16 protein-coding genes are annotated in these 21,149 nt (G+C 40.6%); 10 read left to right on the top strand and 6 right to left on the bottom strand.

Annotated features, from left to right (window positions below; all coding sequences use genetic code 11):
* Positions 1-189 precede the first annotated feature (189 nt).
* Positions 190-3,186, top strand: coding sequence for a zinc-dependent metalloprotease (locus ACFFRD_RS21900; protein ID WP_392477421.1), 2,997 nt, complete (start codon positions 190-192; stop codon positions 3,184-3,186).
* 126 nt (positions 3,187-3,312) lie between these two features.
* On the opposite strand, the gene ACFFRD_RS21895 is transcribed toward ACFFRD_RS21900, so the two are convergent.
* From ACFFRD_RS21895 to ACFFRD_RS21880, 4 genes are all read right to left on the bottom strand, one after another.
* Entirely contained in the window at positions 3,313-4,047 is a 735-nt protein-coding gene (locus ACFFRD_RS21895; protein ID WP_392477419.1) for a DUF1995 family protein, read from the bottom strand.
* 473 nt (positions 4,048-4,520) lie between these two features.
* Complete coding sequence (locus ACFFRD_RS21890; RefSeq protein WP_392483138.1) at positions 4,521-4,865, bottom strand: type II toxin-antitoxin system VapC family toxin; 345 nt, start codon at positions 4,863-4,865, stop codon at positions 4,521-4,523.
* A gap of 63 nt (positions 4,866-4,928) precedes the next feature.
* On the bottom strand, positions 4,929-5,156 hold the full coding sequence (locus ACFFRD_RS21885; protein WP_392477417.1) for an antitoxin: 228 nt from the start codon (positions 5,154-5,156) through the stop codon (positions 4,929-4,931).
* Positions 5,157-5,571: 415 nt separating this feature from the next.
* Entirely contained in the window at positions 5,572-6,741 is a 1,170-nt protein-coding gene (locus ACFFRD_RS21880; RefSeq protein ID WP_392477415.1) for a cysteine desulfurase family protein, read from the bottom strand.
* A 218-nt stretch (positions 6,742-6,959) separates the two neighbouring features.
* On the opposite strand from ACFFRD_RS21880, the gene ACFFRD_RS21875 reads away from it, so the two are divergent.
* Positions 6,960-8,591, top strand: coding sequence for a DUF655 domain-containing protein (locus ACFFRD_RS21875; protein WP_392477414.1), 1,632 nt, complete (start codon positions 6,960-6,962; stop codon positions 8,589-8,591).
* A gap of 117 nt (positions 8,592-8,708) precedes the next feature.
* Here ACFFRD_RS21875 and ACFFRD_RS21870 read toward each other — a convergent pair whose 3' ends face one another.
* Positions 8,709-9,794 carry a glycosyltransferase family 4 protein gene (locus ACFFRD_RS21870; protein WP_392477411.1) on the bottom strand — a complete coding sequence of 362 codons (1,086 nt, stop codon included), beginning with the start codon at positions 9,792-9,794 and terminating at the stop codon, positions 8,709-8,711.
* Positions 9,795-10,563: 769 nt separating this feature from the next.
* On the opposite strand from ACFFRD_RS21870, the gene ACFFRD_RS21865 reads away from it, so the two are divergent.
* From ACFFRD_RS21865 to ACFFRD_RS21850, 4 genes are all read left to right on the top strand, one after another.
* Positions 10,564-11,292 carry an ABC transporter permease gene (locus ACFFRD_RS21865; protein WP_392477408.1) on the top strand — a complete coding sequence of 243 codons (729 nt, stop codon included), beginning with the start codon at positions 10,564-10,566 and terminating at the stop codon, positions 11,290-11,292.
* A gap of 320 nt (positions 11,293-11,612) precedes the next feature.
* Entirely contained in the window at positions 11,613-13,451 is a 1,839-nt protein-coding gene (locus ACFFRD_RS21860) for an SUMF1/EgtB/PvdO family nonheme iron enzyme (RefSeq protein ID WP_392477406.1), read from the top strand.
* Between the two features lie 27 nt (positions 13,452-13,478).
* Positions 13,479-13,940, top strand: coding sequence for a hypothetical protein (locus ACFFRD_RS21855; RefSeq protein WP_392477403.1), 462 nt, complete (start codon positions 13,479-13,481; stop codon positions 13,938-13,940).
* Positions 13,941-14,440: 500 nt separating this feature from the next.
* Positions 14,441-15,109 (top strand): hypothetical protein, encoded by a 669-nt coding sequence (locus ACFFRD_RS21850; RefSeq protein WP_392477401.1) that lies wholly within the window; start codon positions 14,441-14,443, stop codon positions 15,107-15,109.
* On the opposite strand, the gene ACFFRD_RS21845 is transcribed toward ACFFRD_RS21850, so the two are convergent.
* Positions 15,096-16,637 carry a phytoene desaturase family protein gene (locus tag ACFFRD_RS21845; RefSeq protein ID WP_392477399.1) on the bottom strand — a complete coding sequence of 514 codons (1,542 nt, stop codon included), beginning with the start codon at positions 16,635-16,637 and terminating at the stop codon, positions 15,096-15,098. The genes ACFFRD_RS21850 and ACFFRD_RS21845 overlap by 14 nt on opposite strands.
* A 331-nt stretch (positions 16,638-16,968) precedes the next feature.
* On the opposite strand from ACFFRD_RS21845, the gene ACFFRD_RS21840 reads away from it, so the two are divergent.
* The 4 genes from ACFFRD_RS21840 (at position 16,969) to ACFFRD_RS21825 (ending at position 21,116) form a co-directional block, all read left to right on the top strand.
* The gene (locus ACFFRD_RS21840; RefSeq protein WP_193945573.1) at positions 16,969-17,817 is read left to right on the top strand and encodes a prohibitin family protein; all 849 of its coding nucleotides are present in this window, start codon (positions 16,969-16,971) and stop codon (positions 17,815-17,817) included.
* Between the two features lie 174 nt (positions 17,818-17,991).
* Positions 17,992-18,408, top strand: a complete 417-nt coding sequence (locus ACFFRD_RS21835) for a DUF1824 family protein (RefSeq protein ID WP_190937726.1) — start codon at positions 17,992-17,994, stop codon at positions 18,406-18,408.
* Positions 18,409-18,479: 71 nt separating this feature from the next.
* Positions 18,480-20,411, top strand: a complete 1,932-nt coding sequence (locus ACFFRD_RS21830; RefSeq protein WP_392477396.1) for an ABC-F family ATP-binding cassette domain-containing protein — start codon at positions 18,480-18,482, stop codon at positions 20,409-20,411.
* A gap of 267 nt (positions 20,412-20,678) precedes the next feature.
* A complete protein-coding gene (locus ACFFRD_RS21825; protein WP_392477394.1) occupies positions 20,679-21,116 on the top strand; it encodes a hypothetical protein in 438 nt (145 codons plus the stop codon).
* The last annotated feature ends 33 nt before the right edge of the window (positions 21,117-21,149 follow it).

The following is a 21,149-nucleotide window of genomic DNA, read 5'->3' as shown; positions in this document are numbered from 1 at the left end:
ATAGACGCAATTGTTAGGAAAAATCCATCTGTACAACAGCGTGAACATTGCGGAAAAATGGCAACTAAAATTGAAGTCTAAACTTTACTGCTTTATATAAAGCAGTTGAAAGAATTAGCAAAAAGCAGGCTACATAACTTTGCAAAAGTTAAAAATTAACTACCGAATCGTTATTGGGGGATTGATGCGATGAACAACAGATTAACTTTTTATATGATTTTGTTACATGGTTTATTTTTAGGAATAACAACAGCTAACGCCAAATCACCATTTGTCAATGGAATTGATCCAGATTTTTCAGCGAACCATAAGGCTGTGGGGGTTGTAAAAGGCGTAGTTACAGCCAATAATCAATTAACGGCAGAAACTTCTTCAACTAAAATCTCAGCATTATCGCTAAATAGTATCAATATTTCTCAGAAACAGAGGCTACCGTCAGGGCAAGTTTGGGTGGTTAATCAAAATAAACACGCACAGCCTCAACCGTTTATTTGGGTAGTAAAAGATTCTAAAAAGGCAGGACAGCAACCATTTTTGCAAGTTGCAAAACCCGCAGAAAAGCCTAAGCCTGCCAAAACACCAGCAGCAAAGGATGATTTAGAGGTTTTTGATGAAGTAGTGAAAGACACCCAAAAGTCAGGGGGGCTGTTCACTCTTTATCGCAATAAAGAAAAGAATAAAATTTATCTAGAAATTAAGCCAGAGCAACTTAATAAAAATTACCTCGCTACGGCAACCCTAGAATCGGGCATTGGCGAAAGAGGTATTTACAGTGGTATGCCTCTACAAGATTTTTTGTTCTATTTCCAACGGGTAGATGATAAATTAAACTTTGTCATCCGCAATGTCAATTTTCGCACTCGTGAGGGAGATCCTCAAGTGCGATCGCTAGCTCGGTCTTTTAGTGATTCTGTACTCTACAGCATTTCCATAAAAAGCATTCATCCCCAACGCAAAACTCTTCTCATCGATTTGGGCGATTTATTACTGACAGATTTAGGCGGATTATCTGCAAGTTTAGGAGTCCCAGCAACTACAGACCAGTCCTATTTTGGTACTGCTAAAGCTTTTCCGCAAAACTTAGAAATTGAGTCAGTTTTAAATTTCTCTGGTGGCGGTACCCCTGACAGTGAAACCCCAAATTTTGGTTCGTTAGCTGATAACCGTGGCTATACCTTACGCGTCCACTATAGTCTCTCCCAACTACCTGAAAAAGATTATCGACCGCGCCTTGCTGACGATCGCATTGGCTATTTCATCACCGCCTACCAAGATTTATCCAAAGACGATCGCGGCGATTCTTTTGTCCGTTACATAAATCGCTGGGATTTAGAAAAACAAGACCCAAAAGCATTAATTTCTCGACCCAAAAAACCAATTGTCTTCTGGATTGATAACGCTGTGCCCTTAGAGTACCGCGATGCGATGAAAGAAGGTATCCTGATGTGGAACAAAGCTTTTCTCAAGGCGGGATTCAAGGATGCAATTGAAGTCCGCCAGATGCCAGATGATGCAACATGGGACCCAGCAGATATTCGTTACAACACAATTCGCTGGATTAACACAGTCGATGGTTATTTTGCAATGGGGCCATCCCGCGTTAATCCGTTGACTGGAGAAATTTTGGATGCAGACATTCTCGTAGATGCCAGCTTTGTCCGAGCGCTTAAGAATGAGTATCGCAAAATTGTCCAACCCAGCCAAGCACAAAGCCAGACGACCTTATCAGCTTTGATGCAAAATCGTCTACTTTGCGCCAATGGTTTAGATGGCAAAAACAATGCTGTACCCAAGCAGATGCCAGGACAACAAGAGTTGTTGAACCGTTTATCTAAAATGGCAGGCGAGTACGATTTATGCTATGGGATGGAAGCTGCTAACCAGTTTGCCCTTGGTTCCCTGGCGATGTCACTATTGCCAGATACCATGGCCACTCCAGAGCAGGTGAAAGAATATATCAATCAATATTTACGTTTAATCATCGCTCACGAAGTTGGACATACTCTTGGTTTACGTCATAACTTTCGTGGTAGTACTCTGCTAGCACCAGAGGAGATGAATAATACGGAAATTACCAAAAATAAAGGTCTGACAACTTCCGTAATGGACTACATCCCCCCAAATATTGCCCCTCAAGGGACAAAACAGGGAGATTATTTTCCTAGTATGGTAGGGCCTTATGATGAATGGGCGATTAAGTACGGCTATATTCCAATTAAGACATCAACTCCCATAGCAGAAAAGCCAATTTTGGAAGAAATTGCCGCCCAATCCTATAAGCCAGAGTTGAGTTATTCTACGGATGAAGATGTGTATGATCTTGACCCAACTGCTGATGCTTGGGATAACAGTGGTAATGTGCTGCTTTATTCTCAGTGGCAGTTAAATAATTCGCGGGTGATGTGGGAGCGTCTCGATAAGCGTTATCCATTAGCTGGTGATAGTTACAGCGATGTCAGCGAGCGTTTTAGCACAGTATTGGGTAACTATTTTCAGCAAATATATTACACCACTAAATACATCGGCGGACAGTCTTTTTATCGCATTCACCCTAGCGAAATCCCCTCTGGAGTTGGGCAAAAGCGATTACCATTTGAAGCAGTACCAGTTAAAGAACAACGACAAGCTTTAGAAACCTTGCAAAAGTATTTGTTTGCAGAAGATGCTCTGAGCTTTTCACCAGAACTACTGAATAAATTAGCACCTTCCCGTTGGCGACATTGGGGTAGTTCTCCCCAAGTTGGTCGTTTGGATTTTCCTATTCATGACTTGGTGTTACTCATGCAGGGTTCTGTATTGCGAGATTTACTCTCAGGCGATCGCCTCTCTCGCCTCAAGGATATTGAACTTAAAACTAAGGCAGAAAATGCACTGACTCTACCGGAACTATTTGACACTTTGCAATCAGGTATTTGGACAGAAGTAATCAAACCAAAAGGTAAACCAATGAAGATTGCCAGTTTACGGCGAGGCTTGCAGCGCCAATACCTGGACATTTTGACTAATATGGTGTTGCGAAAAGAGTATGTCCCAGAAGATGCTCGGACTCTAGCTTGGTATAAACTCAAACAACTAGATGAAAAACTCAAGGGAGTTAATTCTGAGGATGAATACACCAAAGCGCATTTATTAGAAACACGCGATCGCATCGAGAAAGTCTTGAATGCACCGTTGCAAGCGAATTAAACAAGTTGTAGAGACGCGATTAATCGCGTCTCTTTGGCAAAATACATCAAGTTTCTGTTTTAGAAATAAAAAACTCAAAATGAGGCAGCAGATGAGCGAGTTTTCTCCTGCTACCTCTGCTTTCTCCTAACTACTCAACGCCTTTAAGAACCGTTGCAAACTCTTAAACACATTGGGCTTTCTCGCAGGTGCAGTGTCCGTTGTTGTTTGCGGTTGTCCTTTTAAAAGGATCTGATCCAAATCATCACCCGATGGTTTTGTGGGTAATTCAGCAATTCTTTGATATTCGCCGTCGGTTTCCAGCCAAACTTCCCACTGTCCGGGATAGCAGCGAGATAGGGCGCTTTGCTCATCTATGGGGCGCAGGTAATAACAGGATTCAATGGTATTAGTGAAACGCAGGCGAGTTTGTCTTGCTGCATAACCAATACCCACAGTTCCAGAATCTTCTAAACGGGGATTTAAAAAGACTACAGGGCGATCGCCTATTTCTTGACATAGCTTTTCCACCTGCGGTACTTCTACGGAAGTGGGGGCAATGAATAAGAAAATTTCATCCTCTGGCTGAATTTTTGTTTGCAAGGAAGCAGTCCTTCCCGTACCAATATCCAAAATTTGAAATGGTGCATCTGTCCAATTGCGACGGGCTAAAGCCGCAGCACCTGCGTCAGCAAAGAAAATTTTCAAACGGGAATCGTATTCTGTAAACAGTGGCAGAAATTGTTCCGCCACCGGCATAAACTTGATTTCTGGAAACAAGAACTCAACTTGTATGCGAGTACAACCATCTGCAAGGGCAGCTTGGACGGCTGTACGAGATTGGGCGATCGCATCTTCAAGGGTATTAGGAAGTTCACTCATAGTTTTTTGTGTCGCTTTAGCATTACTTCCATTGTTCCAGTATTGGCTGTGATTGAGGGAGTAAACACAAAGCTGTTTTACATTCCAAATTTAGAGTGCGATCGCATAGAAGACACAGTTAAAATTTTACCTGTTGGAAAAAGACTCGTTTAAAACTTTCAGCGACAATGGCATAGAGCGCCGATCAGATAAAACCTAGATATTTTGATACGCGATACGCAAGCAAAATCCCTGCAATCCCACCGATAACGCTAAAGAAGATCGAGGTGAAGGATAGCAAACTTCCACCCCACAAGACTGGGATGTAGCTGCCAATCGTAGAGCCAATAAACACCCCAATCCCAATGATGAATTTATTCATTCAATAAAAGCCTCAAAAGTCATAAAAATTAAGTCATGCTTGAACTCCTTTATGACTCAAAATATTACCTTTTAGGAAAAACTCGTTTAACAATACCGAACACCTCGCCTATTCACAACTGCTCAACCCAGTTTTCTAATATGAGCGTAGAAATACGAGAAAACTCTCGCACATTATTGGTGACAAGGGTAACTCCTAAACTCAGCGCATGAGAAGCTATCAGCATATCCATTGCACCAATAATAAGTCCTCTACTTTCGAGATCGCTTCTGATGCTGCCGTAAATCGTTGCAGATGCTTGATTGAATTCGACAATTTCTAGAGGTAGTAGAAATTGCATCAGGGCGATGCGGTTTTTCTCTTGCTGCTGACTTTTCGCAACTCCATATTCTAGTTCAGCAATGGTGATAGAGGAGATACCAACATCAGAAATGGTAAGGGTTTGAAATTTATCCAGTACTTTTTGGGGTTTTTGCTTTATCAGGTAAATGCAGATGTTCGTATCAAGCAGTTATCGCATTTAAAAACTTTCTCTAGTGTCAATAACTGGCTGATCTCTGGTATTCATGAAGTCATCAGAAAAATTGTCTAGACTATCAATGAGGGATTCCCAAGGGTTGTCTTTGGCAATCAGGACAATGACGTTACCAATTTTTTTGATATAAACTTCAGTCCCAGTAAGTTGAAAGTCTTCGGGTAAAATAACGATTTGGTGAGTGCCATCAGTGGTGAGTTTTGCAGTGTTCATGATATTTTTATCCTTAAATTAGCTATTATTTCATAACCTAGTCGTCCATGAAGTCCCGCTTCTTTTCTCTTTCATTTTTTTCCCGTAACCCCTGAATTAAGTTGCTCTACGTATTGCTTATGTTTGACAAAATCTACTTTATTGAAAACTAAATACTCAACGCGATTCTGATATATGGGAACCCAACTTTCTACACAACTCCAAGAGCTAGTAGTCTGTCCTATTAATTTTGCTAGGTTTGTAGTAAGCACTTTAGTGCTTGAATATTTGAGGACTAAAGTCCTCACTACAAGCGTATTTACCCCTCAAATTTAATGGGACAGACCACTAGGTTCTAGGTGAAGTTTTTTAAAGTCATCGAATTTTTGACATAATACCTTTATACGGTTTCAATCCTAGTAGCGTTGCCAATAATTTAACGCTTAACTAAAGATAAATCCGGTGTTAGCCTTTGCAAAACTTGCTTCAATACCATTACCGTCCAATCTATATCAGCTTCGGTAGTATCACGCCCTAATGTGATGCGAATTCCCCCCAAGGCGGCTTTTTCGGAATAACCCATCGCTAACAATATTGGGCTAGGGCTAAGTTTGCCACTGTGACAGGCAGCACCAGCACTGATGCCGATGCCAGCAAGGTTTAGCTGTCGTACCAAGGCTTTACCGCTAAGTTTTTTCCCGTCAGCGTTTTCTAAGCACATACTCACATGGTGAGGTAAACGATCGCAGCCATCCCCTGTAGGAATTAAACCAGGAATCTCAGCTAGTTGGGCAAAGGCGCGATCGCGTAACTCAATTAATCGTGGTGTTTCTGTAGCCAATTCTTCGGCTGCTAATTCTGCTGCGACACCAAACCCCGCAATTATCGGTACTGCTTGCGTACCAGAACGCAGTCCCATTTCTTGCCCACCACCACGGAGTAAAGGCATCAATTCCACACCAGGACGCACATACAGCGCCCCTACACCTTGGGGGCCATATATTTTATGACTAGAAAGGCTAAGTAAGTCTACTGGGAGTTGTTGCACATCTATGGGTAAACGTCCCGCAGCTTGCACCGCATCTGTATGGAACAAAGCACCATGCGATCGCACTATCTTACCCAGTGCTGCGATCGGTTGCACAGTCCCTACTTCACTTTGACCGTAAATTATGGAAACCAAAACTGTGTTATGTCGCAACGCCGCCTTTAAATCTAGGGGATTGACTCTACCTTTAACATCTACAGACAAGCGCGTAATTTCCCAACCCCACATTTCTAGCAACCTTACTGTTTCAGAAATTGCGGAATGTTCGACGCTAGAGATAATTAGATGTTGAGGAACAGCATACAACCGAGCCACACCCATAATCGCTAAATTATCTGCTTCAGTGCCGCCGGAGGTAAAAACGATCGATTCAGGACTAGCAGCGTTAATTAAACCAGCAACTTGAACTCTGGCTTGTTCTACAACCGTTGCCGCCCGTTGTCCCCACTCATGTAAGCTGGAGGGATTGCCCCACTGTTGAGTCAGGATTGTTTGCATAACTGCGATCGCTTCTTTTCGAGTGGGAGTAGTCGCGCTGTAATCTAGATAAATTTGCATATAGCCGATAATGGTGAGAACACACTTTGGTAATAGGCTGGCGATCTTTTCAGAAGATGCAGTTTACATGGATAAATCCTGAAAAAAATCTTTGTAATTCTGCATTTAGGAGTGGATTTTTCCCTTTGTTTGGAAAGTTATTTTTCTAATTAATTTAGAACACAAAATTTTGGGAATGATAAATCTGTCCACTCCCAATCTACTTTTAACAGATTACAGTGCAACTTATCTCTAGACAAAGATATTTTTCATATATCTTTTTACTAATATTCTCCCTCGCTGGTTGTCAACGAGTCCAGTCTTATAATCAGCGTCCAGCACCTTTACCACAAGACCCTTTAGTTCAAGTTTACTTTAACCATTCTGAGTCTTCAGAATACAAAGAAGCTTACCGTCAGCAAACTCGCTTGGGGGATGATTTAGAAAAAGAAATTGTCAATGCTATTATGCACGCTAAATCTACGATCGATGTGGCGGTGCAAGAATTACGTTTACCCAAAGTTGCCCAAGCACTGGTTGATAGACAAAAAGCTGGGGTAAAAGTCAGGATAATTTTAGAAAATACTTACAGCAGACCTTGGAGTAGTTTAACATCTGCTGAAGTAAGTAAGTTAGAGAAAAGGGAACAAGAACGCTACAACGAATTTCGCAAATTTATCGATATTAACCAAGATAATCAACTCAGCCCAGCAGAAATCAATCAAAGAGATGCCTTGATAATTTTGCAGAATGCTAAAATTCCCTGGATAGACGATCGAGCAGATGGTTCAGCAGGTAGCAGCTTGATGCACCATAAATTTGTGATTGTAGATAATCGCATTGTAATTATCACTTCAGCGAATTTTACGCTAAGTGATACATCTGGTGATTTTACAAATTCCAATACTTTAGGCAATGCCAATAACTTATTGCAGATTGACAGCCCAGAAATAGCATCTTTATTTACAGAAGAGTTTAATATTATGTGGGGAGATGGGCCAGAAGGTAAGCCAGATAGTCGATTTGGGTTACAAAAACCGATGCGTTCGCCTAAAAAAATTACATTAAATCAAACCACAATTACTGTGCAATTTTCGCCAACTTCTCCAACTCAATCTTGGAGTAACAGTAGTAATGGCTTAATTGGTAAAACTTTAGATTCAGCAACCAAATCTGTTGACATGTCCTTATTTGTCTTTTCCGATCAGCGACTTGCCAATATCTTAGAAAATCGCCATCAACAAAATGTGCAAATTCGCGCTTTAATTGAACCACAATTTGCATATCGTCCCTACAGTGAAGCCTTAGATATGATGGGAGTTGCTCTCAGTAATAAATGTAAATATGAAGTTGATAACCATCCTTGGCAAAATCCCATTACTACTGTAGGTGTACCTGTGTTACCTAAAGGCGATTTATTGCATCACAAATTTGGTGTAATAGATAGCCAAACAGTAATTACAGGTTCTCATAATTGGTCAGATGCTGCCAATAATGGTAATGATGAGACACTTGTAGTAATTGAAAATCCCATAGTTGCGGCTCACTATGTGCGAGAATTTGCTCGTCTTTATACCAAAGTTAAACCCGGCTTACCACCAGCAATTCAAGAAAAGGTGAAATTAGAACAAACACGCTGTCCCCAGATAAAAAGTTCTTCATCAAGTGAAGTACAAGCAATTAAACAAATAAATATTAACACTGCAAGTTTGGAAGAATTAGAAACTCTCCCAGGTGTGGGTAATAAGTTAGCACAACGGATAATTCTTAGCCGTCAACAGCACAAATTTACATCTTTACAAGACTTAGAAAGAGTTCCAGGGGTTAAAGCGAAGACATTGGAAAAATGGCGCGATCGCGTGATTTGGTAGCAGTCTTTGTTTAAAAAATAAGATCCCCCTAAATCCCCCTTAAAAAGGGGGATTTAGATTTCGGTTTCCCCCTTTTTTTAAGGGGGGTTAGGGGGGATCGATTCTTAGGCACACAAATTAAATGCGATCGCTAGCTAAACCAATCAAACTGCGTGAATGCCCATTTTTAGAAAATCGTTCTGCGATTATTTTTTGATAAACTGCCTCATAGCCATCAGTCATTTTCTCAACGCTGAAACTGTTTTCGACATACTGACGGCAAGTATAACGGTCTAACTTTATTACCCGATCAATAGCACTGATGGACTCTTGAATATTATTGCAGAGGAAACCCGTCTTACCGTGGGAAATTACCTCTTGAGTAGACCCCAAGTTCATCGCAATCACTGGCGTACCCGAAGCCATTGACTCAACCATCACTAATCCAAAGGGTTCCCGCCAAGTAATGGGGAATAGAGTTGCTACTGCACCTCCCATGAGAGCATTTTTTTGAGCATGATTAGCTTCACCCAAGTACTGAATTTGCTCTCCGTCAATGTGCGGTTTGATTTCCTTCTCAAAATATTCCACATCAACGACATCTACCTTACCTGCCATTTTCAAACACCAACCTGCTTGTTTAGCAATTTCTATTGCTAAATGCGCTCCCTTTTCAGGAGACATTCGACCCAAAAACGCTAAGTAAGGCGGATCTTCTGGTTGGGCGTGAAAATTATAACTGCTGACATCAATTCCGTTGTAGACCGTTGCTAGATAGTTCAACCCTAACCTTGGTTCTCGTTGTGCATCAGAAATACTGATGTAGGGTTGTTTTTTACCAAAACTAAACATCTTTTCGTTGTCAGGCGTGAAAATACCGTGCAACGTATGAACCGTAGGGGTTGTGACGAGATTTGTATAAGCCAGTGCCCCATGCCCGATATGGGAGTGAATAATATCAAATTCTTCTGCGCGTTCATACACCGAAGCGAGATTCAGCATTTCGTAAATGCCAAAATCTTTGATAGTGCGATCGAGTCTGAGGGCACGGGGATGAACTGATACAAGTTTTGCCAGACTGATAGAATCTCCCGATGCAAATAGAGTTACTTCGTGTCCGCGTCGGACTAATTCATCGGTCAGTAACCCCACTACTAACTCTATACCTCCATAAGCTGGAGGTGGAACTCTTTCCCATAATGGAGCTACTTGAGCAATTCTCATCACAAACCTCCTAAAAAATAAAACTAGAATTAGAAGTTTTTTATTTCTGTTGTCGTAGTGCTTGTAATTGATTCACTTGGCATCAGAAAGTAACTTCAGATACTAAACTTACTAACAATTTCCTTCAAATCTTATGCTGTTTCTTCTATATTCCTTGTCTATCCTAGTACGGAAATTACCCACTCCTAAAGAGGTAAATACATTCCTATATCTTAATTTTTAGTTGTTTAGTGTAATTTTGAATATAGATTTTTTGATGAATAATAACTTTGTAAAATTGCCAAAACTCACTTTAAATAGTCATATTAGGCGATAAATATCCAATTTAGGTTATCAACTATCGGATTTACAAATATTAATTAAATAATAAAACGTGTAGGTACTCTTTGGGCGGCTTTCCGTACTCTAAAAGATAAACTGTAGCCGTCCAAAAGACAAATTTTGATAAATTAGGTATTTTGAAATCAAAAACAGCAATTTTGTTAGAAGTTTTATCCAAGTTTTTCAAGGTAACAATCAATTCTGTTCCTATTAACCTTATTTAAAGGCAATAGGAAGTCACGAGAATTTAATTTTTCTACCTCCATGAGTTAGATTCCTAGTAGTCCAAAGGGAGAAAACAGAGTTAAATCATTGACTTATTACATTAAATATGATATTTTATATTGCTATCAATAAAATCATATATATAAACGTGAATATCTCTCCATCTCTCAAAAAACCGCGTGTCTCATGGCAGGCGGTTTTCTCACTAGTAATATTTGTGTTCATGTACCTACCTATACTGGTACTTAGCTTTTATAGCTTCAATCAGTCGCCCTATAGCGCAACTTGGCAAGGATTCACTCTCGATTGGTATCGCAAGTTGTTCAGCGACGATCGCATTTTATCAGCTTTGCAAAATAGTATGATAGTTGCTGGTTGTGCAGTTGGGGTTTCAGCCGTGCTGGGAACTTTGATGGCAGTTGGGTTAGCGCGTTACCAATTTCCTGGCAAGAAATTGTATCGGGGTGTTGCTTACTTACCATTGATTATTCCCGATATTGCGATCGCAGTGGCAACCCTAGTTTGTTTAGCCGCCTTTGCCATACCCCTAAGTTTGTGGACGATAGTTGCAGCGCATATCGTGTTTTGTCTAGCTTATGTCGGACTTGTAGTTGCTTCCCGACTTACCAATTTAGATCCCCACTTAGAAGAAGCAGCACTAGATTTAGGCGCTACACCAATCCAAGCTTTCATGCAAGTATTATTACCTCAACTGATGCCTGGTATTTTGGCTGGTTGTCTCTTAGCCTTTGTCCTCAGCTTAGATGACTTTCTGATTTCCAGCTTTACTGCCGGTAGCGGTTCTAACACCCTACCAATGGAAATTTTTAGTCGGATTAGAACAGGAGTCAAGCCTGATATTAACGCTTTGAGTGTCATGTTGATTTCAGTATCTGCGATCGTTGCATTTATAGCTGAATTAATTCGCGCTTCTGGAGAAAATAAAAGCTAAAAATAAAACTTGTAATTAATAATCAAAATTATGGATAACTTGGTTCTCCATGAACTTTTTTGGATGGCAAAAAAAGCTATATTCAAAGAGACGTTGCAATGTAAACACCTCTACATTCTTCATACTTATGTATTTGTATTTACCCATAGTTAAAAACGTCCCAACATAAATAAATATATAAAATTTATTCATCTTCTTGTTCTCATGTTAAAAGAAGTTTAAGCACATGAATAAACTTCCGTGTTCGCTTCTCTACATAACTGTTTTCAATTAGATAATATTGGGGCTAACTTTGGAGAAAATGCTCTTTCCCCCTCATTATGCAAATCTGCCAAAATCCCAATTGCTCAAATCCATTCAACTCTGATAGCAATAGATTTTGCGTGAGTTGCGGACAAAGCAGCTTTGGCAAACTTCTAAGAAGCCGTTACCGCGTATTAAGACTCTTAGGTGAAGGTGGATTTAGTCGAACTTATGCTACAGAAGATGTAGACAGACTAAACGCGCCTTGCGTTATCAAGCAATTTTTCCCCCAATTTCAGGGAACCGGACAACGCACCAAAGCAGCAGAATTTTTTAAAGAAGAGGCTTTTCGGTTGTATGAACTGGGAGAAAATCATACCCAAATTCCTAGATTACTAGCTTATTTTGAGCAAGGTGCTAGTTTGTATCTTGTCCAAGAATTCATTCAAGGAAAAACTCTCTTACAAGAAGTTCAGCAGCAAATCTATGGTGAAAAACAGGTTTGGGAACTTTTAGCTGATTTATTGCCAGTACTGGAATTTATTCATACCCATAACGTCATTCATCGGGATATCAAACCAGAAAATATTATCCGCCGTGCAAGTGATAAAAAACCTGTATTAATTGATTTTGGCGGTGCTAAACAAGTAACACAAACCAGTTTAGGAAGACAGGCTACAGTAATTTATACCCTTGGTTATGCCCCAACTGAACAAATGGCTGGATTTGCTTGTCACGGCAGTGATTTGTATGCTTTGGGTGTAACTTGTGTGCGTCTTTTAACTCGATGTTTGCCTTTGCAAGATGCTTCTGGACAGGTTAATGACCCTATTTATGATGCCATGAATGCTAAATGGTTGTGGCGCGAACGATTACAAGAAAAAGGTATTACTATCAGCGAAGACTTAGAGAGAATTTTAGAAAAATTACTAAAACATCTACCCAGTGAAAGATATCAAACAGCAGTAGAAGTTATCAACGATTTGAAATTTGCAACATCGAACATTGAACCGGTTGCCCTGAAAATTGTTTCGATGTCTCAACCCATATTACCGTCGTTACCACAGAAAGTAATAGTACCATTACCTCCCTTAGAAACCTTTGAATTTGACGTAGTGACAGTAGACACAGGTGGTAGAGAAGTAAACCGCATGAGTGGTAATGCCAACTTCTTTGCCGAAGAATTGGGTAAATCTGTCACATTAGAAATGGTATCGATTTCTGGCGGTACTTACATGATGGGTTCACCGGAATGTGAAGGAGATGCTGATGAACGTCCTCGACATAAAGTTACCGTCAAACCGTTTTTTATGGGGAAATTTCCCGTAACTCAAGCACAGTGGAGAGTAGTCGCAGCTTTACCCAAAGTCAAACAAGCTTTAAATCCCAATCCGTCAAAATTTAAAGGTTTAGATAGACCAGTAGAAAATGTATCTTGGTATGAAGCTGTAGAATTTTGTCTCAGACTATCAGAAAGAACTGGACGCGACTATCGTTTACCCAGTGAGGCTGAATGGGAATATGCTTGTCGGGCTGGAACTACAACATCCTTCCACTTTGGCGAAACCATTACTTCTGAGTTAGTCAGTTGCACTATCGAAACAACAAGCAAATTTCGTAGAGAAACAACCAATGTCGGTAGTTTTGAAGTCGCCAACGCCTTTGGATTATACGATATGCACGGGCTAGTTTGGGAATGGTGCGCTGACTCGTGGCACAACAATTACAGCGATGCACCCTCAGATGGAACAGCCTGGGAAGTTGGCGGTGATATTAATCGCCGAGTGCTACGTGGTGGTTCTTGGAGTTTCAATGCCGAACTGTGTCGCAGCGCCAGCCGTAGCTGGAATGAGTCAGACGGTGGGCTAAGAGTTTGTGGCTTTAGAGTAGTATTTTCTGTAGAGGAGATTATTTAGCAATTTAATTTATAGGCTGTAGTAATTATGAAAGACAAAATTGAGAAAGGTGACATAGTACTTATTAATAAAATTGGAAAATATCATAATCAATTAGGGGAAGTTAGTGGGGTTGATTACAATATTTTCTTTGTGAAAATAGTAATAGTAAAGTTAGGTAATCAAGAAGAAAACTTTGAAGAAAAAGATTTACAATTAAAAACTAAAAAGCCGAGTATTGAAGAAGTAATTGTATCAATAGACCAAATTCTAGAACAAGTTGAACAGATTACTAACTTGCCAGCAAAAGAGAAGGTAGAGCTACCCAACCGTCTGAAATATCTTAAATTAGATATTCCTAAATTAGATAAGCAGGTAATTCAAAAAAACTTTGACGTTATAGATAAAATATTTACAGTAACAAGAGAAGCAGACTCATCAGCAAGCTTTTGGCAGGAAATAGATTCTAATTTAGAGAAAATAAGCTGGTGGATTAGAACAAGCTTGTGAAGCAATAGGTAGGTCAGCAAAAATAAATTAAACTATCTGTTTTGCAAGAGCCACTGAGTTTATTGGTTTCAAATTAACATGAAAGCTATACAAAATTATCTCGTTCTTAGTCTTTGACTGGGAATGCTTAATGTAATGCTCCGCTTCAAAACTTGCGGCAGAACTGCAATGAGTAGCATTTCCAGCCGAGGCTGGAAACGAGGTTTTGGAATTAATTCGACATAATTAAACGTAACTATATTTTTCTCGTGTTTTATGTCTAATGGCTTATACCTCATACCTCCTGACATATCATGAGCAGTGATATTTATTTTTACCCATCTAATTAAATTTGTATTTGTAACTATAAAACTTAAATGTACGTATTAACTTGATATAAACTTTCAAAAACTATGTTTTTATACTTTGAGTGTAGTTTTTTAACAGTAATGCTTAAGTTTTTAGATTAAACAAGAGAGTTTTTTCGATAAAATAAAGTATAAATATCATCAGGAATATATATGCGTTTTTCTCAGTTTACAAGGGTTGTTGGTTGTACGATCGCGGCTTTTATGTCAATTGCACCCATGCAGGTAGATGCTGCAACTTTTAAAGTGATATCAGGAGTCACCAGCATCGATCGCGATCACGAAAATATTCTTAAAAGTATCGGGCTAACCTTGACAGGCAAAAATAATACAGTTGCACCAATTCCCAGCAATTATTTAGTCGGCTTTGACATCGATTCAGCTACTAACTTTACGTTTAGCGAGGAGGGCGGCTTTACTCCGCTATCAGGGACAATCGAACATACTGGTACTGTTACCTTTAATAATCAAATTACTGTTGGTGACTTTTCAATTGGTTTTGCTCCAGGACGTACCGTTCAAGATGCTAGCGGATTTGTTTTAAGAGACACTTTTTCTTTAGATACGATTTTGTTTGATTTGAGTATTCCAGAACCTGCGGTATTTGATGGTCAAAATTTAACCATTCCTGATGTTAAATTGCTGGTTTCTCCAGAGTTTGCAAAGATACTGCAAAAACCTGAATTGACAGGTTTGTTTGCTGGAACTGCACGAATTGATGCTCAAGTTGCTGCCGTACCCGAACCTGATAGTGTACTAGCAGTTTTGGCAGTGGGTGCGGCTCTCTTGGCAACTAGATTTTATAAAATTAAATACACTTGATATCCTGAAGCATAGCTAAATGCTTATTAACTGGTGCAAGGGTATTGGCAGCAATCAGCCCACTAGCGGCGACTGCTGGTAAACCAATACCGGGAAATGTTGAGTCGCCACAGCACATCAATCCTGGTAGGGGTGTGCTGGGACCAGGAAACATACCGCTTCCAGCCTGAATTGCCGGGCCGTAAGAACCTTGGTGACGGCGGAGATAACGCTCGTGAGTTAGAGGTGTACCAACAAGTGTGACTTCGCAGCGAGAGCGAATGTCTGGAATTATCCGCTGTAGCGCTTGCCACATTACTTCTGCACGCGATCGCTTTTGTTCGGCATATTCTTGACTCCTTCTATCCATTCCCTGCCAGATAGAGTATGGCTCATTACCAGGTGTATACACATGAATCACGTGTTTACCTGCTGGCGCTAAAGATGGATCGAGAACTGAAGGGATGGAGATCACTACAACATTTTGAGGTGCTGTTACGCCTAATTCCCAGTTATTAACCACGATGTAATGACACCGCAAATTTGACTGCAATCCTTGAGCATCAATGCCTAAATGCAGATGCATAAAGCTATCACACTCAGGTGTTGCTTGTCGTTTGCTGCGGTACTGTTTGGGTATTGCCTTTTCTGGTAAGAGCTTCAGCGTGTCCCAAACCGAGGCATTAGAAATTACTGCTCGTTTTGCACGAATTTCGGAGCGATCGCGCAGACGCACACCCACCGCACGATTACCTTCTACAAGCACTTCTTCCACATGAGCGCCTAGCATCAGATTCCCACCGTGACGTTCTAACCCTTGTACAAGGCTGTCAACTAAAGCACCACTACCACCAATTGGATATTCAAGAACTGCGTCTGGGCGATACCAGTCCGCAAACATAAATGCTACCTCTGCGGCACTAGTACCATCTGCGGGCAATCCAGAAAGGAGAAAACACAGCAAATTCAGCCAGTTTCGGGTAAACGAGTCTTTAACAACCCCATCCATAATCCGGCTGAAGGGGCCTGTCAGCTTAATTATATTCGCCACATTTTTTGTCAGAGATGGGACAAACGGGCCTACAGTTCTAGCTGCACCAAAATCAAAGCGTAATGCGGCTGGTGGTATAGAAGTTGCAGCCCTAGCAAATGGTTCCATAACGCGCTGGAGTTCTTGCCATTCAGCAACAGCATCATCACCACAGAATTTCATCAGCACTTCACAAAATTGCTCTGCACCAACCGCCGTGTCAAAATCACCTTCTGGTAGACAACACCCCCAAGTATCGTAGGTGACGCATGGCAATTCAGAACCAATTGCATCTAACACTTGTCGCAAAGGGTTAGCAGAGGGGCTGTAAGATAGTCCAGAATAGAGAGACGGGCCAGAGTCGAACTTGAAACCATTACGCTCAAAACCATGAGCAGCGCCCCCAGCAATGGAGTGGCTTTCGCAGACTATCACATCAAAGCCATAGCGTGCCAAAAGAGCAGCACAACTCAAACCGCCAATACCGCTACCAATAACAACTATATCTGTGTTTTGCATATCCCTGATGTTTGCAACAATAAACTAAAACAGTTGTGGAAACTTGGATAATATCATTCGCTCCCCCATCCAGAAACCGCTCTAATTGGTTAATATCATCACTAAGGATGGACAATGGGGAGTGGGGAATGGGGAATGGGGAATGGGGAATGGGGAATTGGGAATTGGGAATTGGGAGAAGGGGAATAATTATGCCCAATGATAAATGACCAATGACAAATGACAAATGACAAATGACCAATGACAAATGACAAATGACAAATGACAAATGACCAATGACAAATGACAAATGACCAATGACAAATGACAAATTCATATTGGAGAAAGAAATTTGAAAAATCAGCAATTCGGAAATTGGCAAACCACAGTTTTAGGAATTGTGTTAGCAACACTAGTGATTTTGGGACTAAATTCCTTTATCATTATTAACCCAGGGGAAGCAGGAGTGATCAGCATCTTGGGTAAAGCTAGAGATGGAGCTTTATTAGAAGGGATTCACGTGAAACCGCCTTTTATCTCAGTGATAGATGTGTATGATTTGACTGTTCAAAAATTTGAAGTGCCAGCCGAGAGTTCTACAAAAGATTTGCAGAATTTATCTGCGAGATTTGCGATCAACTTTCGCCTCGATCCTATCAAAGTAGTTGAAGTTAGAAGAAAACAAGGAACCTTAGCAAATATAGTATCAAAAATCATTGCACCTCAGACACAAGAAGCATTTAAAATTGCAGCAGCTAGAAGAACAGTAGAAGAAGCAATTACTAAAAGAAGTGAATTAAAAGAAGACTTCGATCAAGCGTTAGGCGATCGCTTAGACAAATATGGGATAATTGTGTTAGATACTAGCGTAGTTGATTTAGCATTCTCACCAGAATTTGCCAGAGCAGTGGAAGAAAAACAGATTGCTGAACAACGGGCGCAAAGAGCCGTTTATGTAGCACGGGAAGCAGAACAAGAAGCACAAGCAGATGTGAATCGCGCCAAAGGTAGAGCAGAAGCTCAAAGGCTTTTAGCAGAGACACTCAAAGCCCAAGGAGGACAGTTAGTTTTACAAAAAGAAGCAATTGAAGCTTGGAGAAGTGGCGGCGCTCAAATGCCCAAAGTCCTCGTTATGGGTGGCGACTCAAAAAGCGGTGTACCCTTCATATTCAACCTGGGAAATGTCCCAAATCAACCGTAAGGAGTTGGCATTAGATAACAAGCTCTCTATTATAGAATTTGCTTTGACTTTCAGACAGATTCTCCAATACTTGGACGATTTGCAATCTCAAATCTAAAATCCAAAATAGTATAAGTTGGGCTAGTCCCAACTCAAACACAACAGAAAAACCAACAAGCTCATCAATCAAAGTTTATGTCAACCCCAAATCCTCACAATCTCACCGCCGAAGAAGCGAAAAAATTACTGAATAAATTTAACTGTCTAGACATCGCGCCTATTCTCAAGCCATCAGAAAAAGTAGTAATTCGTGATGCCCTAATTTTGGTAACTAAACTTGCTGATTATCAAATTTTAGGAATTTGTGCCGATACAGCAGAAGAAGGAATACTGGCTATGAAGACCTATTCTTTGGCTTTGGGTTATGAACCACCAAACAATTTGCTGACACCGGAAGGGCCAGTTTATATCAAATTAAACGGTAAAAATGGCTTGTGCTATCTTGATTCTTATGCTGGACATCATCGTGGAGTATTAGTATCTTGTCAGTCTTACCACGAAGACGGAATCAACGAAATGTATGGACATCTACCTTTGGATTTATTTGTATAAAATTCGGCGCATGTAGGTAGGGTATGTGCTTTACCTACTAACTAACGATCAATGAAAAATTACTAGATTTTATGAGTATTATTACACTCCAGTCGGTTAAAAAAGACTTTGGCATCAAAGAAGTTTTAAAAGATGCCAGTTTTAGCCTTGATGCTACCGATAAAGTTGGCTTAATTGGTACTAACGGTTCGGGAAAATCAACCCTATTAAAAATGATTGCCGGGTTAGAATCCATTGATAGCGGTCAAATTATCATTAACTCCGGTTCTAAAATCATCTACTTACCCCAGCAGCCAGATTTAGATGAAAATCACACAGTTTTAGAGCAAGTTTTTGCTGACAGTGGCGAACATACAGCTTTGGTGCGTGAGTATGAAGAACTATCAGATAAATTAGCTCACTATCCAGATGATAACCAACTGATGTCTCGCCTTTCTGCGGTGATGCAAAAGATGGATACAAATGATGCTTGGGAACTAGAAACTAATGCTAAAATCATCCTCACCAAATTAGGAATTTCTGACTTTGATGCCAAGATAGGCACTTTATCTGGAGGCTATCGCAAGCGCATTGCTTTAGCATCAGCTTTGCTAGCAGAACCAGATGTTTTGCTCATGGATGAGCCAACAAACCATCTTGATGCTCTTTCTGTAGAATGGTTACAAAGTTATTTAAATCGCTATCGCGGCGCACTTTTTCTGATCACCCACGATCGCTACTTTCTAGATCGTGTCACTAATCGGATCGTGGAAATTGACCGAGGCGACATTTACACCTATACAGGTAACTATTCATATTACCTCGAAAAGAAAGCTTTAGCTGAAGAATCTGCCGTCAGTAGTCAACGGAAACATCAAGGCTTATTGCGGCGTGAGTTAGAATGGCTCAAAAAAGGGCCAAAAGCTAGAAGTACTAAGCAAAAAGCGAGAATTGACCGCGCTCATGCTTTGCGGGATACTGAGTTTAAAGAAGTTCAGGGTAAAGTTGATATTTCGACAGTTGGTCGTCGCATTGGCAAAAAGGTTATTGAATTAAAGAACGTTTCTAAGGCATACAATGGGCGCACCCTAATTAATAATTTCACCTACGAATTTAGTCCAGAAGACCGCATCGGCATCATCGGCGCTAATGGTGCTGGTAAATCCACTTTAATGGATATTATTACTGGTCAGATTCAGCCAGACTCAGGTGTTGCAGAAATTGGGACTACAATTCACATCGGTTATTTTGACCAGCATTCTGAAGAATTGCTCACAGCCTTAAACGAAAATCAGCGCGTGATTGATTACATCAAAGAAGAGGGTGAATTTATCAAAATTACCGATGGCACTCAAATTACCGCTTCGCAAATGTTAGAGCGGTTTTTGTTTCCTGGTAATCAACAGTATGCCCCAATTAATAAACTTTCGGGTGGTGAAAAACGCCGTTTATTTCTGTTGCGGGTGCTTATGAGTGCGCCCAATGTCTTAATTTTAGATGAACCGACAAATGATTTAGATGTTCAGACATTGGCAGTATTAGAAGATTATTTAGAGGATTTTGTCGGGTGTGTAATTGTAGTTTCTCACGATCGCTATTTTCTTGATCGCACCATCGACACAGTATTTTCCTTTGAGGAAGGCGGTAATCTGAGGCAATATCCAGGTAATTACTCGATTTATCTGGACTATAAAAAAGCTGAAGAGGCACAGCTACAAGCTGCAAACGCTAAGGAGAAGCCGAAAAATGTCGAAGTTCAAAATAATGGTGCGGCTTCACCCAAGGATGGCGAGAATACTAAGCGGCGGAGATTATCCAATTGGGAGAAAAAAGAATTTGAGCAGCTAGAAGGGAAAATTGCCGAGTTAGAGGCTGAGAAAGAAGAAACTGAAAAAACCCTAGCGAATGTCTCACCGGGGAATTATAGCCAAGTGCAGAAATTGTACGATCATGTGGAAAAGCTCAAGCACGCGATCGATGTGGCGACTGAACGCTGGTTAGAATTGGCGGAGATGGAATCTTGATGAGCATCTCACGTTTGTAAATACCGGGCGATTAAAAATCGCGGCTATACAGACAAAACCCACCTCCGTGGGTTTCAAACCCTTGATTTTGATTAGTCCGCGAAGGCGGACTTTGTTTGTGTAGCCGCGACTTCTAGTCGCCCAATGCTTGTATTAATCACTTCTCGGCGTGCTTATTTGACTGGTCAGTAGATTACAGCCAATGATATTGTAAATTGGGTTGTAAAAATAACCAGCGATCGCCAAACATTATTAAACAATTCAGTAATGAACAGCATCTTTACCTCCGAAGAAATTACTACCCTCTCTGCCGAAATTGACCGCCAGTTAACCGAACTGCGCGATGCCCCAGATTCAAGGCAAAAACAAGGAGACGATGAAACATCGGCTGAAAAAATGCTGGTAAAACAAACCGAAGAAATTACAAAACTTACACAAGAAAAGTCTAAGAGTTTTTTGCAGAGATTTGGACGAGCCGCCAAAAGTGATTTATGTCAAGAAGGGGGAATGCTGAATCAGCAGTGGAAGAAATGGGGCGATTTGGATAATAAGGATGCTGTGGAACGCTTGGGTGCAGTGTTGGTAACAATGGGTTTTTCGGGAGATGTGCTATCTCCTTTAGCTGTCGCCGTGACGGTGATTGTTATTCATATTGGATTGAAAGCGTTTTGTGAAGATTATTCCTGCGAAGTGGAGAATAAGTGAACGTCCTACCCCTGTGGGTACTCTTTATGGAGC

The organism is Nostoc sp. C110 (genome assembly GCF_043099725.1).
Classification (GTDB): Bacteria; Cyanobacteriota; Cyanobacteriia; order Cyanobacteriales; family Nostocaceae; genus Nostoc; species Nostoc muscorum_A.
Note: the sequence above shows the minus strand (reverse complement) of the source record. Positions and strands in the feature narration are given on the sequence as shown.

Bases quoted from the DNA above. Each gene is read 5' to 3' on its own strand.
- ACFFRD_RS21900 (WP_392477421.1), top strand. From the start codon at position 190: ATGAACAACAGATTAACTTTTTATATGATTTTGTTACATGGTTTATTT.
- ACFFRD_RS21895 (WP_392477419.1), bottom strand. From the start codon at position 4,047: ATGAGTGAACTTCCTAATACCCTTGAAGATGCGATCGCCCAATCTCGT.
- ACFFRD_RS21885 (WP_392477417.1), bottom strand. From the start codon at position 5,156: ATGAACACTGCAAAACTCACCACTGATGGCACTCACCAAATCGTTATT.
- ACFFRD_RS21880 (WP_392477415.1), bottom strand. From the start codon at position 6,741: ATGCAAATTTATCTAGATTACAGCGCGACTACTCCCACTCGAAAAGAA.
- ACFFRD_RS21870 (WP_392477411.1), bottom strand. From the start codon at position 9,794: ATGAGAATTGCTCAAGTAGCTCCATTATGGGAAAGAGTTCCACCTCCA.
- ACFFRD_RS21865 (WP_392477408.1), top strand. From the start codon at position 10,564: ATGTACCTACCTATACTGGTACTTAGCTTTTATAGCTTCAATCAGTCG.
- ACFFRD_RS21860 (WP_392477406.1), top strand. From the start codon at position 11,613: ATGCAAATCTGCCAAAATCCCAATTGCTCAAATCCATTCAACTCTGAT.
- ACFFRD_RS21855 (WP_392477403.1), top strand. From the start codon at position 13,479: ATGAAAGACAAAATTGAGAAAGGTGACATAGTACTTATTAATAAAATT.
- ACFFRD_RS21850 (WP_392477401.1), top strand. From the start codon at position 14,441: ATGCGTTTTTCTCAGTTTACAAGGGTTGTTGGTTGTACGATCGCGGCT.
- ACFFRD_RS21845 (WP_392477399.1), bottom strand. From the start codon at position 16,637: ATGCAAAACACAGATATAGTTGTTATTGGTAGCGGTATTGGCGGTTTG.
- ACFFRD_RS21835 (WP_190937726.1), top strand. From the start codon at position 17,992: ATGTCAACCCCAAATCCTCACAATCTCACCGCCGAAGAAGCGAAAAAA.
- ACFFRD_RS21830 (WP_392477396.1), top strand. From the start codon at position 18,480: ATGAGTATTATTACACTCCAGTCGGTTAAAAAAGACTTTGGCATCAAA.
- ACFFRD_RS21825 (WP_392477394.1), top strand. From the start codon at position 20,679: ATGAACAGCATCTTTACCTCCGAAGAAATTACTACCCTCTCTGCCGAA.